This window comes from Streptomyces melanosporofaciens (assembly GCF_900105695.1).
GTDB lineage: Bacteria > Actinomycetota > Actinomycetes > Streptomycetales > Streptomycetaceae > Streptomyces > Streptomyces antimycoticus.
Genome location: NZ_FNST01000002.1, coordinates 9,538,911 through 9,553,673, shown reverse-complemented (window position 1 = coordinate 9,553,673; position 14,763 = coordinate 9,538,911). Strand labels below are relative to the sequence as shown.

The following is a 14,763-nucleotide window of genomic DNA, read 5'->3' as shown; positions in this document are numbered from 1 at the left end:
GTATCCGACTGGGCGATTCGCGGACGTCTTCCGGGCGGTTTCCGGAAAGAGCGATCAAAGGGGTCCTGTGCTCGCGTGGACGGGCGGATGATGAGTGAGGCATGGCGAAGGGGGACGTTTCATGCACAGCAGGAATCTCGCGGCATTACGTGACCGAGCCGAACACGCCGCGGCCGACGCGCTGGCGTGGATCGCCCCGGCCCCGCCGGTCGGCCCGGCGGCCAAGGGATCGTCCGACGGCATAGGTTCAGAGGGCTCGTCCGGCGGCGCTGGTTCGGAGGGCTCGTCCGACAGCCCGGCGGCCGGGCGAGCGGCCGACGGCATTCGGTCGCCCGCTGACGCCGACCCCGCGTCGCTCGACCGCTGCGTCGCCGAACTGGACGAGCTGGAGGCCGCGTTGGCGGCGGCCGTGCCGGACGGGGACGCACTGCTGTGCACCGTGCGCGCCCGGCTCGGCGGCCTGTACGCCGAGCGCTACCGGCACCACCCCACGGACGACGACCGGAGTCGGGGCCTGCGGGTGCTGAGGGCGGCGCGCGCCCGTGGGGCGCTCGACCCATCGGACGAGCGGGCCTCCACCCTCCACCTGGTGCGGTTGCTGCTGACGCCCGGTATGACGGCCGGATGGGACGGCACGCTGCCCCGCCTCCTCGAATCCTTCGACGTAGGCCGCCAAGTAGTGGTGGGCGAGCCCGAACTCACCGCCGATCTGACCGAGCTGCGCGCACTGCTGACCGACCTGCTGCCGACGCTGCCCGAGGACGTCGCCGAACCCCTGTCGTGGGCGGCCGAGGCCCTGGAACGGGTGCCCGCCGCCGCGCGCTCCGGGGACTTCGAGCAGATGGCCGCCCTGGCCGCGCAACTGGCCGAGCGCATGCCGGACGGCAACTCCCCGCTGATACAGGCCCTGTGTGGGATGGCCACCGAGTTCGCCACGGCCGCGGCAGGCGGCGGCGATGAGGCCGATCGGCTGGAGGAGCTCAGCGCGGAGGAGACCGCCCTCACCTTCGCGCAGGCCGCCCTCATGCTGGAGCTCGAAGTGCCCGGCACCATCCGGACCGAGGATCTGGAGGCCCTGGTCACCGAGGTGAGCAAGGGGCCGGCCGGTGAAGAGGCGGAGACCGCGATGCGCGCCGCGATGAGCCGCATGGCGCACGGTGTGCGCACGGGTGACGCCGACCGGCTGGCCGAGGCGGCCGAGTTGATCGGCACGGCCGCCGGTACCGGATCCGGGCGGGTGGACTGGATGGCCGGGGTCATCTCGCCCGGACTGCTCACCGCAGCCAACATCCTGGGCGGCAATCTCACCGACCGCGACCAGGCGCGTGCCCGCTTGGACGCGCTCTTCGGCCCCGCCTCCGCGGTGTTCGAATCCGCACACGCGACCGGGCCCGGCGCGGAGGGGCTACGGCTGTGCTCCCGGAGCATGCACCTCCAATTGCGCCTCAACGAAGCGCTGGACGAGCGGGACGCCGAAACGCTGGAGGAGCTGCTGGACGAGTTGCTCGACCTGCTGGAGGAGGCCGGCGAGAACAGCGAGTGGCAGTTCCTGGTGCTCTTCCTGCTCGGCCAGGCGCAGTTGAGCCTGGCCACGCTGGACGGCGGGATCCCCGCACTGCGAGCCGGCGTGGCCTACTTCGAGGAGGCGGCGAACCACCCGAGGCTCCCGACCTTCGCGCGGCCCCTCATGGACGCGCAGTGCGCGCCCCTGCTGGCCCTCTTCTCCATGATCGAACCGGATCCCGTACGTGTCTCCGAGGCCGTGACCCGGGCCCGTCGGGCCCTGGAGGGCCCCGCCTCGACCCCCGACCAGCGGGTGTGGATCCGGCAAGGCATCGGGATGGCCCTGCTCACCGTCCACAGGTCGGCCGGCGACCGCTCCGCCCTGGAGGAGGCGGTCGGGGAGCTGGAACAGGCCAGGCGGGAACTGACCGAGCGCACCAGCCCGGCCATCCGGCAGAAGCTGCTGTGGGAGCTGGCCGAGGCGTACCGGCTGCGCGACGACCGTGAGCGCGATGACACGGGGGCGGCCGTCGCCACCGCCCATGCCTCGCTGTGGGTGCTGGCCGAGGACGTGCTGCTGCAACTGGGCGCCGAGCACGGCCTGGAGGTGGCCAGGGCGGGGTCCAGCCGTGGGCTGCTCGCCGCCCACTGGGCCGCCGTGGACGGCCGGATCGAGGAGGCCGTGGCGTCGCTGGAGAACGGGCGTGGCCTGGTGCTGCGGGCCGCGGCCGCGGCCGCCGGGGTCCCCGAGCAGCTGGCCGCCCGGGGCGAGGCGGAGCTGGCCGAGCAGTGGCGGACCGCCGTACGGGACCTCCCGCTTCAGGCCGCGCCGAGCAGCGGCGGACTCGCGCCCGGCACCGGCGGCGGTACCCCGGACGAGGTCCGGAGCACGCTGACGCGGGTCATGTCGGCCGGGGCCGCCCCCGGCGTCGAGATCCCCAGCAGGCTGCGCCGCCGCGCGCTGGACGTGCTGCGGCGGGACAGCGGCGAGGCGCCGCTGCGCGGGCTGCTCGGCGCCCCCGGCATCGGCGAGTTGCGGGAGGGGCTGCGCGCCACCGGCACCGACGCGCTGGTGTATCTGGTGCCCGGACAGGACACCGCCGACGGCGTGGCCGTCCTGGTGCGGAGCGCCGGTGAGCCGACGGCGCTGGCGCTGCCGGGGCTCGGCGCGCCCGGCCGGGAGCCGCTGGAGCGCTATCTGGACGCGGGCGCCCGGCGGTCCGCCGTGTCCGAGCACGGCATGGACGCCCACGCCGAGGCGCATCGGCACTGGGAGGCGGCGCTGGAGGGGCTGTGCGACTGGGCGGGCCCGGCCGTCCTCGCCCCCGTACTGGACACGCTGGGTGCCCGGGCGGAGGACGGGCGTGAGAAAAGGGAGGACGGGGCCCAGCAGCACGACGCGCCGGTCCGGCTGGTCCTCGTGCCGTGCGGCAACCTCGGTGCCGTTCCCTGGCACGCCGCCCGCCTCCCCGGGCCACGGGCCGGTGCGCGGCGCCCGTACGCCTACGCCTGCGAAGCCGCGGTCATCTCGTACGCCGCGTCCGGCGGTGAGTTCCTGCGGGCCGCCCGGCGCGGCCGGGTACCGGCGGGCGAGCGCGCGGTGCTGGTGGCCGACCCGAGCGGGGATCTGACGTGGGCGCAGGACGAGGTGTCGGCCCTGCGCACCGCGTACTACACCACGGCCCTGCTCTACGGCTGGCACGAGGACGCGCCCGAGAGCGCGCTGGGCACCCCCGAGGATGTGCTCTCCCACCTCCCCGGCGGCCCGGCCGCGCCCGCCGCCTCACTGCTGCATCTGGTGGTGCACGGCCTGGCGGGTCTGCGGCCCACCGACTCGGCCCTCCACCTGGCCGGCCCGGACCCCGAAGACGCCCCGGGCCCCGAAGCCGCCCCGGACCCGGGCAGGCTGACGGTGACGCGCATTCTCGACGTACCCGCCGGGGAGCGGGCGGCCACCGGGCCGCTGATCGTGCTCAGCGCCTGCGAGACGGACCTCAGCAGCCGCGACCACGACGAGGCGCTGACCCCGACCACCGCACTGCTGGCGCGTGGCGCCACGGATGTGGTCGGCTCGCGGTGGAAGGTCTCGGACAGCGCGTCCGCCGCGCTGATGGTGGTCTTCCACCACCACCTGACCGTCGCCGGACTGGCCCCGCCGGACGCCCTGCGCGCCGCCCAGCTGTGGATGCTCGACCACGACCGCCACCCCGTCCCCGGGCTGACCGGCCTTCTGCTGGCCGAGACACAGAGCGATACGGGAAGCCTGGCCCGGATCGTCTCCTGGGCCGGATTCATCCACCAGGGCAACCCCGCTCCGCACGCACCCGCGGAAGGACGACAGCCATGACCACCGACGATCTCCTGGAGCTGCTGCGCCGGCATCTGCCGGAGATCCGCGCCTCGCTGACCGCCGCGCTGTTCAGCGGATTCCGGGACAGCGTGCTGCGGCTGCGGGCCGCCGGAGACGACGCCAGGGCCGTGCGCGCCGCGCTGCGGGAGATGCGGCTGGCACTGCGGCCTCTCCCCCGCGAGAACGAACTGCGCAGAAAGCTGGACCAGTTCCGGTCCGGGGGCGCCGCTCCCTCCGCGGTCCTGCCGGACGCCGACCGGCTGGCCGAGCTGATCCGGCTGCTGCAGTCCGTGGACTGGCCGACGCTGGACCCCGCGAGCGCCGAGATCGCCCGGGCCGTACGGGACCGGCTGCTGACCGCCCCCGCGCGGGGCCCGGAGCAGCTCACCGGTGCCGCCGCCGAGAATCCCGCCGGGGCCGGGCTCATCCGCCTCTCCGACCCGGAGCGCGGCGATCGCTACCCGGACTTCCAGTTCGACCCGGATACCGGCGAGCCACGGCCGGTGGTGCAGCGGATCAACAGAATGCTGCTGTCGGACCAGGACCCCTGGGGCGCCGCGGACTGGTGGCTCGGCGGCAACACCTGGCTGCGCGACACGCCGGCCGCCCTGGTGGGGCAGGTGCCGGACGCGCGGCTGACCGAGGCCGCCGCCGCGCTGTTGGGAGACGGCGGATGGTGAGGCAGGCGCCCCCGAGGGCGCGCGCATGAGCCCCAATCTGTTCACCCTGAGCGCGGGCACCGAGCTGTGGCGGTGTCATGAGACCGCCTACGCCTGTACCGAGTTCAACCCGAAGCCCGCGCACTCCTTCTTCGGTGGCAACCGTTTCGACGCCACCGCCGAGGACCGGTATCCGTATCTGTACGCGGCCGTGGAGCCGGCCACCACGCTCGCCGAAGTGATGCTGCGGGACATGGAGTTCACCGGGCCGGAGGCACGGCGTCAGGTGCCGTGGGCGCTGGCGGCCACCCGCTCGCTGTCCAAGGTGCGGGTGACCGAGGATCTGGTCCTGGTGCGGCTGGTCCGGGAGGAGGACCTGGCCGCGGTGTTCCAGACCTCCTGGCTGCTGGAGACCGACGAGTACGCGCAGACCCGCGCCTGGGCGCGGGAGATCCGGCGCCAGGTGCCGGACGCCCAGGGGCTGGTGTGGCAGTCGCGGCGGCACCGCCCGCATCCCGCCCTGGTGCTGTTCGGCGACCGCTGCGGGGAGGAGCCGCTGAAGGCGGTGCCCGGCCAGGCTCACAACCTGGGCACGTTCGAGGGGGCGGGCGAGGCCAACCGGCTGCTGGCGCCGCTGCGGGCGGTCGTCATTCCGCCCGGTACCCGGACATGAGCACGCGGGGCGGCCTGGGGGGCGCCGCCCCGCGACACCGCCCGGCATCGGCTCAGCCGGTGCCGGGCCCCGGTCCGTACAGCCGTACGACGAAGCTGACCCGCAGCCCGAGCCGGAGCTGGTCGCCGTCGCGGACGGGGGTGCGCACGCCGGGCGCGATCCGGGCGCGGTTGAGATACGTGCCATTGCGGGTGCCCGTCTCGGGCTCCTCGACCCAGGCGCTTCCGTCCGGTTCCACGGTGAGCGACGCATGGTGCCGGGAGATTTTGTTCCAGCCGGCGAACGCGGCGGCGGTCCGCGGCGCCCAGTCGGGGTGGCGGCCGAGGTGCAGCGGAGGGCCCGGGCCGTGGCGGAGCTCCAGACAGGGCTCGGCGCAGACCAGCAGCACATGGGTGCGCGTACGGTCACAGGACGCGCAGCGGGCGTCCCGGGGGGCCACCGGCGCACGGCAGTTCCAGCAGGGCGCGGACACTTCGACACCGGCCGGGCCCGGCGCGGGCCGGGGTGCGGGCTCTGCCGTCGGCTCCGGCTCCGGCGCCTCGCCCGGCCTGTGCGCTGTCCCCCCTTCCTCCGGTGCCTCCAGTTCCTCGCCGTCCGGCACGAGATACCACCCCGGGGGCGTGGCCCTCTCGCTCATCGGCCACCACCAGGACCGGGATCCGCGTCCGCCGTGTGCACCACCCGCAGGTCCAGGGCCACCGTTCCGTCCCCGGCGGGCCGCACACCGGTGACGGTGACCGCCGTGCCCGCCAGCCGTTCCTGGTCGAACAGCGCCCGTGCCAGCGGGTTGATCAGATGCGTCTCCAGCAGCATGCCGATACCCCGGCCGCCGTTGTCGACATCCGCCGTGCAGTAGGTGGACAGCGCCTGATGCGCCTCGTCGGAGAGGCGCAGATGCACCCCCTGCTCCTCCCGCAGCACCCGTTGGATGTTGCCCACCTGCGAGTCGAAGATCTCGGCGGCCACCTTGGCGTCGATGTAGTCGAAGACCACCACGTTGCCGCCGAGCCGGTTCATCAGCTCCGGGCGGCCGATCTCCTCGACGAAGTGTTCCTTCACATTGGCCAGGATGATCTCCTCAAGCTGGTGGTACGGCATCCCGGGCTCGGCCACCCGCCCCTCGTGTCCGCGTCCGCCCTCGCCGGTCCGTTTCCTGACCCCGAGGTTGGAGGTGAAGATCAGCACGCATTCGCTGAAGTACGTGGTGACGCCCTGCCCGTCGGTGAGCCGGCCGTCCTCGAGCACCTGGAGGAACTTGTCGAGCACCCCCTTGTCGGCCTTGTCGATCTCGTCGAACAGCACCACCCGGAAGGGGTCGTTGCGCACCGCCGTGGTCAGCTCGCCGCCCGCCTCGTAGCCCACATATCCCGGTGGTGCGCCGAGCAGCCGGTCCACCGAATGCGGTGCCGAGAACTCGCTCATATCGAAGCGCAGACAGGCGTCCTCGGTGCCGAACAGCAGCTTGGCCACCGACTTGGCCAGCTCGGTCTTGCCGGTGCCGGTCGGCCCGGCGAAGAACAGCACACCGCGCGGCCGGCTGCCGGGGTGGGACGCCTGGGCGCCGGACAGGCTGAGCGCGGCGCGCTTGAGGATGTCGAGGGTCTTGCCGACCGCCTTCTCCTGGCCCTTCACCCGCGCCCGCAGGTCGGCCTCGCCCTTCTTGATCTGCTCGCGGATGTAGTCCGCCTGCCACGGATTGTCCTTGACGCCGAGCTGGTAGACGCGGACCGCGTCCCGCATCTCGGCGAACGACAACCCACGGTCGAGCGCCATACGGGCGCTCTCCCGCATCGCGCGCAGGGTCAGCCCGGCGGTGGCCCGCGCGAAGGTGTCGATGTCGTGTTCGTTCAGCGGCCGTCGCTTGTCGAGCCGGACGGGCCCGTCGTCTTCGTCCTGGGACGCGGACGCGGCGGTGTGCTCCTCGGCCAGCAGCTCGGCCATGCGCCGCCTGCTGCCCAGGTCGGGCAGCGGGATGCCGATGGTACGGACCCGTTCGCTGCCCGCGACCAGCCAGGTGGGCAGATCGCGCTCCCCGTCGGCGAGCCAGATCACGGGGTTGAACAGCCGCCGTCCGCTTCCCGGGGAGGTGATCGGCCGTGCGTCCTCGGCCAGCTTCAGGCAGTTGAGGAAGAAGTCCCGCTCCGGATCGCTGAGCCGGGTGACATCGGTGGGGATCCGGGCCGCGTAGTCGATCAACAACACCACCCGATAGGGCTGTTGGCGCGGTGCCGGGTCCGGGCGGGACCGGCCGTCAGGTGTCTTCGGCCGCCGCCCCTGCTGCTTCCAGCCGGTGACGATGTCGCGCAGCGTCCGCTCCGCGTCGGCCAGGTGGACGGGGGTGTCGGCGCGCCGGGCGCGCCCGGGCCTGGCGGCATCCCGCCCGTGCAGCAGCTCGCGGATCTCCTGGGCCGCCGGGCCCACGACGACGGTGAAGCCGTCCGCGATGTCGAAGCGGATCAGCGCCTCGTATCCCTCCTGCCACAGGGCGTTCCACAGGACCTCGGTGAGGGTGTGGTGGGCGTCGTACGTGGCCTCGGGGCCGCCCTCGTCGGGGTCCTTGTCGTGGCGGACGAGGTGGATGTCCCGGATGCTGCCGTGCAGTACGTACTGGGACTGGACGCTGAGCGTGCCGACCAGCTCCTCGGCGAAGGCCGGGAGCCTGCGGTCGTCGCGGCCCGGGGACGTCACCGGCTCGGTCATGACTGCCTCTCCTGGTCATGGTGGCGGGCCTTGGGTCCGGTGTGGTCCCGAGCGGGCCGGCCCCCCATGCGCCGGACCGGCCGCGCGGGCAGCTCGCCGAAGACGAACGGGACACTGAGCCCGGCCCGTTCGGCCAGCTCGCACAGCTTCCCCAGATGCTCGGGGGCCTCGTGGCACCGCTGCCAGTCGAGGTCCAGATCGTCGTCGGTCTCCTCGGCGGGGTCGCGCTCGCGGTGCATGGTGGCGACCCGGGCGGTGCCCCCGGCCGCCACGCTGACGCGGAGCCAGTGCTCCTCCCCCCAGCCCGGCGGGGTCCAGTCGATGATCTGCACCGCCCCGGATGTGGTGCATCCGGCCGTCTCGGGCTGCGACCGCCGGACCGCCGCGCGCATCACCTCCGTGGCGTACATCCGCTGATACGCGTCGACCCGCTCTCCGACGCGGGCCGCGACGCGCACGCGCTCGGCCTCCGCCAGCGTCCCGCCCTGGTACAGAAAGCGCTCCAGGACCGCGATCTCCGCCCTGGCATCGGGCAGCGGAACGGGGGTGCCGGAGTGGCCGTCACCGGGTGTGCCGGGGTGGTCGTCGCGGAGGAAGGCGAGCTGCTGGGCGGCCCACTCCTCGGTCTCCTGCCGCCGCTCGGCGTCGCGCGTCATCCGCTCGGCGAACCCGGCGGCCTCCCGCAGATGGCGCTTGGCCGCGGCGGGCCGCCGGGCGGCGACCTCCGCGGCGACGGTGACCCTCTCCTCCATTAGCCGGTAGTCGGCCGCCGACACGTTCTGCGGAAGCATGGCCAGCAGGTCCGCGCCCAGCCGCAGCACTTCCTCCTCGGTGGGGGCCGTGGCGGCTGCGGGCGGCGGCTGCGGCAGCGAAGCGCGCGCCTCGGCCTCGGTGGCGGCCTCCTCGTACGCCTCCAGCGCCTGGCGGCGGCGGGCGCGCAGGCTGGCGTGCCAGCCGGTGTCCTCGGGATGCGCTCCGGCCACCGGGCGGGCGGCTGCCTCCATCGTGGCCCGTGCGTAGGCGGTCTCCGCGCGGCGCAACCGGCGGTCGGTGTCGGCCAGTTGCCGCAATGCCTCGTCCAGATTCTTGCCCACCAGGGCCAGCGGCGGTGGCAGGTCGGGCGGTTCCGGTGGCCCGTCGGGGCCGGCCCGCCGGATCCGCGCGCGCAGGGTGTCGATGCGGGCGTTGGCCCGGACGGCGGCGAAGGCGGCGTCCCGCCAGCACGCGGCGGCCTGCTGGGCGTCCAACTGCCGCTGACGCAGGTCGGCCTGATCCTCGGCGGCGCGGATGGCCGCGGCCGCGAGCACCTGCGCCCCGGCCATGGTGGCACGGCCGACGAGCAGCGCCCCGCTGAGCGACCCGAGACCGATCAGGGCGGGCACCATCAGGTCCTGCAGCTGGTCCATGGCGGCGTTCAGCGCATGGCCGGTGGTGTGCTGTACGGCGTCGGCGAGGTGCTGCCCGGCCTGGGCGCCGATGTGGTCCGACAGCCCGGTGCCATGGATCGCGTCGTGCGGCACTCCGGTGTTCGGGATGGTGTTGGTGACGGTGTCGGGGACGGTGTGCTGGATGGTCTCGGCGACCGGCGGCGGGGGGAAGTACACATCCGGCATCACATCGCCGATGCTGGCAATCGCCTGACCCGAACTCATGTGAGCCTCCCCGGAGTCGGCGGGGCGGCTGCTCTCGGGCGGCCGGTGCGGTGCCGTTCATCCCGGCCGCGCAGCTCCGCCACATAGCGGCGCCAGCACCGCAGCCGGTGCCAGGTCCACCAGACGAGGACGGCCACCGTGGCCAACGGCCACACCCAGGGGGCATAGGCCACGGTGGCCCACAACAAGGCGATGACCGGGAGGATCAGCAGGCCCTGGACCGGGAAGCGGGAGCCGGGACGGCGGATGAACCGGGCCACGGGCAGCGCACGGTCGATCAGCAGCCCGGCCAGGGACCGGTCCGGGTGGTAGCCGGGGCTGCCGATGCGGTACGCCGTCCACAGCTCAAGGGCCAGCACGGCGGCGGCCGCCGGGACGGCCAGCATCCACGCCGTCACCACCGCGCTCTGGGCAGGCCATCCCACCAGATCGCCCAGACCGATCACGAAGATCCACGGGAAGACGAGGGCGACGGCTCCGCCGAGGGCCCAGCCGAGTGTGGGCAGCATGTCCTGCCTGCGCACCCACAGCGTGGCCACGTCCAGGTCGCGCTCCTGGCGCAGGAGGGCGCGCTCGCCGTCGAGCCGCCCTTGCGCCTCCGAGGACTCGTGCTCGGCAAAGCCGGCCAGCCACTCGGCCAGTTGCAGCCGCACGAGATCCTCGGGGTCGCGCACCAGCCGGCCGTACCAGGCCACCGTTTGTGGCAGCGCGGCCTGGATGCGGGCGGTTCGCTCCTGGAGCCTGCGCCGGTGCGCGGTGGGGGCGGCGGCGAGCGACAGGAGGGCGGCGAGCCGGGAGCGGTCGAGCCGGGTGGCGGCGCGCACCTCGGCACGGCGGTCGCGCAGCCACGGCGACTCGTGGAGCACCTCGTCGACGGTGTGCTGCCAGCGGGAGCGGGCCGTCAGCCAACGCTGCTGCACCTCGGCGAGCCCTTCGCCGCCGGGCCGTGAGTCCAGCAGCGGCAGGATGGTGTGGTCCCGCAGGTCCGCCACGACGGAGAGGGCGAACTCATCGCCGCGCCCGGCCTCCCGCAGCAACTCCCCCAGCCCCACGTGGTCCAGCGGCACCCCGCGGTAGGACGCGTCGAGGGTGGGGCCGAGCCAGGAGATCAGCCGCACCATCGTGACCGGCTTCGGCTCACGCGGCGGAGCCGCGGGGTGCTGCGGCTCCAGGAGGCCGAGCAGCGCCGACAGTTCGTCGGCGTCGCGGTCCGGCGCGCCCTCGAACTGCCGTAGCCAGCGAGTGAATTCGCCGCGGCCGCGCCGCCGGGAGAGGAGCTGCCGGGCGGGCCGCCAGTTCTCGCTGAACGCCCTGGCCAGCTGCTTCGGCCTGGTGTAGTGCTCATCGAGGAAGGCGAACGGCTCGATGTCCGGGGCGTCTTCCGGGTCCGAGGCGCCGGGTGCCGTGCCCGCCTCCCAGGGGGCGATCGGCGGCGAACCGCCCACCAGCCACTGCGCCACCTCGTCGGTTCCCCAGCGGTGGTCGGGGTCGCGGGTGAGCAGCCCCATGCACAGCAGCCGCAGCCGGTGGTCGGCAACCAGGGACAGATCCGGGGCGCGGGAGCTGATCTCCTCCCGGACGAAGTCGTTGTCGGTGAACCGGACGGGGTGGCGTCCACCGGCCATCTCGGCGACGATCATGCCGAGCGACCACCAGTCGGCGGGCGGGTGGATCAGCTGGTGGCGCAGCGACGCCTGCGGGGACATATAGAGGGCGGTGCCGACCCAGCGCTCGTCGCGGGTGTAGCGCTCGGCGGGTTCGTGGGCGGAGACGGCGAAGTCGACGAGCACGAGGTCCGGAGCGGCCGGGTCGAGGCTGCCGAGCACGATATTGGCCGGACTGATGTCCCGGTGGACGATGTTCAGTTCGTGCAGGGTGGTGAGGGCCTCGTGCAGCTGCCGTACGACGCTGTGGATGAGCACGGGGTCGGCCGGGCCGGGGTTGTCCCTCAGATATCCGGCCAGGTCGGTCTCGCCGTAGGAGGGCGCCAGGTCGTACGGATGGCCGTCGGCCCCGGTATCGCCGGTCTCGGTGAAGTGGGTGAGGTGCCGGCGCGGCCGGTCCCGCAGCGCCTCCCACACTCGGCGGTCCGGGGCGTGGCCGCGGTGGTACCACTTGAGGATATGGCTGCCGCGCTCGTCCTCGACGCGGTAGACGGCCGCCTGGTGCGGATGGTCGGGGCGGCGCAGCACGGCCCTCAGACGGAACCGGCCGCGCAGCGAGACCGGCAGCGCTCCGGTGTCCCCGCGCAGGTCGCGACCCCCGTGCGCGACCTGCGCGGGAGCCGCCGAGGGGATCTCGTCCTCGGTGGGCCCGGCCATCGTGGCGGCCGCCGACGGGAGCGGCTCCTCGTGTTCGGTGAGCCCGACCGCCGAGGCGCCGACCGATGAGGGCGGCTCCTCGTGTTCAGTGGGCCCGACCGCCGAAGTGGCCGCCGACGGGGGCGGCTCCTCGTGTTCGGTGGGCGGCGGCCCGGCATCGTGCGCGCGCTGCTCTTCGGGGTCCCCTTGGTCCCGGTGGTATCCGTGGTCCCCCTGGGCTGCGTATTGCTCGTCGTCCCCGTAAGCCCCGTAGTCCTCGTCGTCCTCGGATTCCGTGGGGGGCGGCTGCTCGTGCGGATGGGTCACAAAGGTCACCTCGTGAACGGGTGGGCGGTGTCGGATTCCATGGCGGCGAGAGCGGCGGCCGGGGGTCGCCGGGCGGTGGATCAAGAAGGCGGAACCTTGAAAATCGGAAATCTGTTCCAGCACGGTGTGAATTACCGGCGGCGCAAAGCCCGGCACGGCGAGGCCACCGAGAGAACGATTTCCTCTTTCCCGGCCGGTCGCTAGCCTGGTGACCATGAGTCAGGAGCCATTTGCGTCAAATTCGCCCACATACGATCAACTCCTGGAAGAACTGAAAGGCATACGCAGGCCCGGACTGCCGGATCTGCGCAGGACCGATCGGCCGGCGCTGCGTGCCGCGGCCGTGGCGGGCGGCTTCTGCGATGGCTCCGACGACGCCCCGGCCGGTATCGAGGCGTTGCTCAGGGAGGCGGTACGGCGCCTCGGCGAGCGGGATCTGCTCGGCCAGGCGGCGGCCCACACCTTCGGGCTGCTCCCCGACCGCCGGGGCGCACCCGCCCATGACCGCCGTAAGATGGCCGCCGCCGTGTACGGAGTCACCCCCGAGCGGTTCCGCAAGCAGCAGGAACCGCAGGTCATCCAGCAACTCGCCGAGGCCGTGCTGACCATCCTGCGGGAGCCGCCGCCCCTCCCCGGGAAACCGGGCTCGGCGGGACAGAGCCCCGGACCCGGCGCCGGGCCACAGCCCTCCGGCGGACCGAGCGCGACCGGGCAGAGCACCATCGCGCGGAGCGGCCGGGTCGGCCAGGAGCCTCCGCTGCGGGTCGACAGCGTGCCGGTGGACGCGCGGAGCACGTTCACTCTGCATGTCTCGCCCATCGAACTGCTGCGGGACATCGAGGTGCTGGTCTCCTCGGAGAACGTCTACCTGGAGATGTCCAAGACCTTCCGCCCCACCGTGTCCGGCGCGCTGCGCCTGGCCGCCGCCGTACGCGACCCGGCCGGAGAGATCGTCGACGATGTGCTGGCCCGTGAACTGGCCGGGTGGCTGCGCACCCACGGCCGCCCGGGGCTGCCGATCCGGCCGGGCACGGTGGTGCCCACCGCACCGGGAGCGCTCGCCGCGCGCGGCGTCCGGCGGATCTACCACGCCGCGGTCGCCACCCCGCGGGACGATACGTACGAGGTCCGCCCGGAGAGCATCGCCCGCGCGGTCAGCGCGTGCTTCGCGCTCGCCCGGGCGGAGCGCGACCGGTACGAGCCCGCCCTGTCCTCCATCTGCTTTCCGCTGCTCGGCGCGGGCCGGGGCGGCCTGGCACCGGCGGTCAGCGCGACCTGGCTGCGCTGGGCGATCCGCGACGAACTCGCCCGGGACTCCCGCTGGCGGGTGCACCTGGTGGTCCGCAGCCGGGAGATAGCCGAGGCCGTCGGCGCGCTGTGACCACCACCGACCGAGACCTTCGGGGCTGTGCGACCACCGTCGACCGAGACCTTCGGGGCTGTGCGACCGCCACCCACCGAGACCGTCGGCCCTCGGCGACCACAGCCCACCGAGGCCACGGCCCCTTCGCGACCACGCCCGCCGGGGCCGCCGCGCGCCGTGCCGTCCGGGCGGGCGCTCCCGCTCAGCGGCGCCAGCTCGCACCGGTGAGCGTGATCCCCACCCGCCGCAACCGACGCTCCAGCGCGGCCAGTTCGCCCCGCCTCGGCACTCCGTAGAGCCGCACATCGCCCTCCCCCTCGACCATCTGCAGACGCGGCCCGCTCTCCGTCCGGGCCAGATGCTCCTGGTAGCGCGCCCACCCCCGCGCCGTACGCGGCCGCAGGCGCTGGTTCGCCGAGCCGCGCCACACCAGGGCGGTGGGCTCGGCCGCCCGGAAGCGCCCGGTGACCAGCACATCGGCGTGGCGGACGGCGGCGGAGCGCGCCGCGTCGCGCTCCACTTCCTCCTGCTCGTATCCCGTGTAGAGGAGGATGTCGATCTCGCGGCCCGTCGCCGGGCCGCCCGGTGCCGTCGCCTCCGCACGGGCCCGCACCGCCCCGGCCAGCAGGGACTCCAGAGCGGCGGGCTGGTCGAGCGGCTCGCCGCCGCTGACGGTCAGTCCGTCGGCGCCCCGCGCCAACGCCTCGTGCCACAGCCCGAGCAGGGACGACACCGTATGGGATGCGCCGCCGAGCGGATCCCAGGTGTGCCGTGACATACAGCCGGCGCAGGCCAGACCGCAGCCCTGGGTCCAGATGCCCAGGCGCCGCCCCGGGCCCAGGGCCTCCACCGGGAAGTGGGTCTGACTGATCCGGAGCGTGGGCTCCGCGCACTCTGGGACGTTCTCCACCGACCCGTCTCCTATTCCCCCGAGGTCGTGTTTCCGAGATCCATGATCGATAAGGCGTGGCCCGGGAACCGTTCCAGTATGACCCGGCGTCAGGCATCGACGAGGGCGTTCTCCGGTCGACTTCCGGGCGTTTTCGGGAACGGGCCCTATGGGGAGCATTCCCGGGTACGACCTCACCGATACGGTAAGACAAGGAATCGAATCGACAGCGTCATCGGCATCGACTGCGAGCCGTTTGCGGGAGAAAGCGGAATTCGACTGTCCGCAATGCGGCTGTCCGGTGCGGGAATTGCGCACCGGGGAAATCGGGGGATCCATTTCCATGA

9 protein-coding genes are annotated in these 14,763 nt (G+C 73.5%); 4 read left to right on the top strand and 5 right to left on the bottom strand.

The window, feature by feature from the left end; translation table 11 throughout:
* The first annotated feature begins 121 nt into the window (after window positions 1-121).
* Genes BLV72_RS43285 through BLV72_RS43275 form a run of 3 tightly spaced genes read left to right on the top strand, consistent with a single transcriptional unit; the run spans window position 122 to window position 5,185 of the window.
* A complete protein-coding gene (locus BLV72_RS43285; RefSeq protein ID WP_093469335.1) occupies window positions 122-3,850 on the top strand; it encodes a CHAT domain-containing protein in 3,729 nt (1,242 codons plus the stop codon).
* Window positions 3,847-4,533 carry a hypothetical protein gene (locus BLV72_RS43280; RefSeq protein ID WP_093469334.1) on the top strand — a complete coding sequence of 229 codons (687 nt, stop codon included), beginning with the start codon at window positions 3,847-3,849 and terminating at the stop codon, window positions 4,531-4,533. The genes BLV72_RS43285 and BLV72_RS43280 overlap by 4 nt, the downstream gene beginning before the upstream one ends.
* Window positions 4,534-4,558: 25 nt before the next feature.
* The gene (locus tag BLV72_RS43275) at window positions 4,559-5,185 is read left to right on the top strand and encodes an RES family NAD+ phosphorylase (RefSeq protein WP_093469332.1); all 627 of its coding nucleotides are present in this window, start codon (window positions 4,559-4,561) and stop codon (window positions 5,183-5,185) included.
* Window positions 5,186-5,237: 52 nt separating this feature from the next.
* On the opposite strand, the gene BLV72_RS43270 is transcribed toward BLV72_RS43275, so the two are convergent.
* Genes BLV72_RS43270 through BLV72_RS43255 form a run of 4 tightly spaced genes read right to left on the bottom strand, consistent with a single transcriptional unit; the run spans window position 5,238 to window position 12,164 of the window.
* Window positions 5,238-5,822: an FHA domain-containing protein gene (locus tag BLV72_RS43270; protein WP_093469331.1), complete on the bottom strand. Its 585-nt coding sequence runs from the start codon at window positions 5,820-5,822 to the stop codon at window positions 5,238-5,240.
* The gene (locus BLV72_RS43265) at window positions 5,819-7,885 is read right to left on the bottom strand and encodes an AAA family ATPase (RefSeq protein ID WP_093469329.1); all 2,067 of its coding nucleotides are present in this window, start codon (window positions 7,883-7,885) and stop codon (window positions 5,819-5,821) included. The genes BLV72_RS43270 and BLV72_RS43265 overlap by 4 nt, the downstream gene beginning before the upstream one ends.
* Window positions 7,882-9,537, bottom strand: a complete 1,656-nt coding sequence (locus BLV72_RS43260; RefSeq protein ID WP_093469327.1) for a hypothetical protein — start codon at window positions 9,535-9,537, stop codon at window positions 7,882-7,884. The genes BLV72_RS43265 and BLV72_RS43260 overlap by 4 nt, the downstream gene beginning before the upstream one ends.
* Window positions 9,534-12,164: a protein kinase domain-containing protein gene (locus BLV72_RS43255; RefSeq protein WP_093470872.1), complete on the bottom strand. Its 2,631-nt coding sequence runs from the start codon at window positions 12,162-12,164 to the stop codon at window positions 9,534-9,536. Before BLV72_RS43255 ends, BLV72_RS43260 begins: the two co-directional genes overlap by 4 nt.
* A 343-nt stretch (window positions 12,165-12,507) precedes the next feature.
* On the opposite strand from BLV72_RS43255, the gene BLV72_RS43250 reads away from it, so the two are divergent.
* Entirely contained in the window at window positions 12,508-13,545 is a 1,038-nt protein-coding gene (locus BLV72_RS43250; protein ID WP_244321297.1) for a macro domain-containing protein, read from the top strand.
* A 184-nt stretch (window positions 13,546-13,729) separates the two neighbouring features.
* On the opposite strand, the gene BLV72_RS43245 is transcribed toward BLV72_RS43250, so the two are convergent.
* Entirely contained in the window at window positions 13,730-14,437 is a 708-nt protein-coding gene (locus BLV72_RS43245; protein WP_093469324.1) for a 4Fe-4S single cluster domain-containing protein, read from the bottom strand.
* Window positions 14,438-14,763 lie beyond the last annotated feature (326 nt).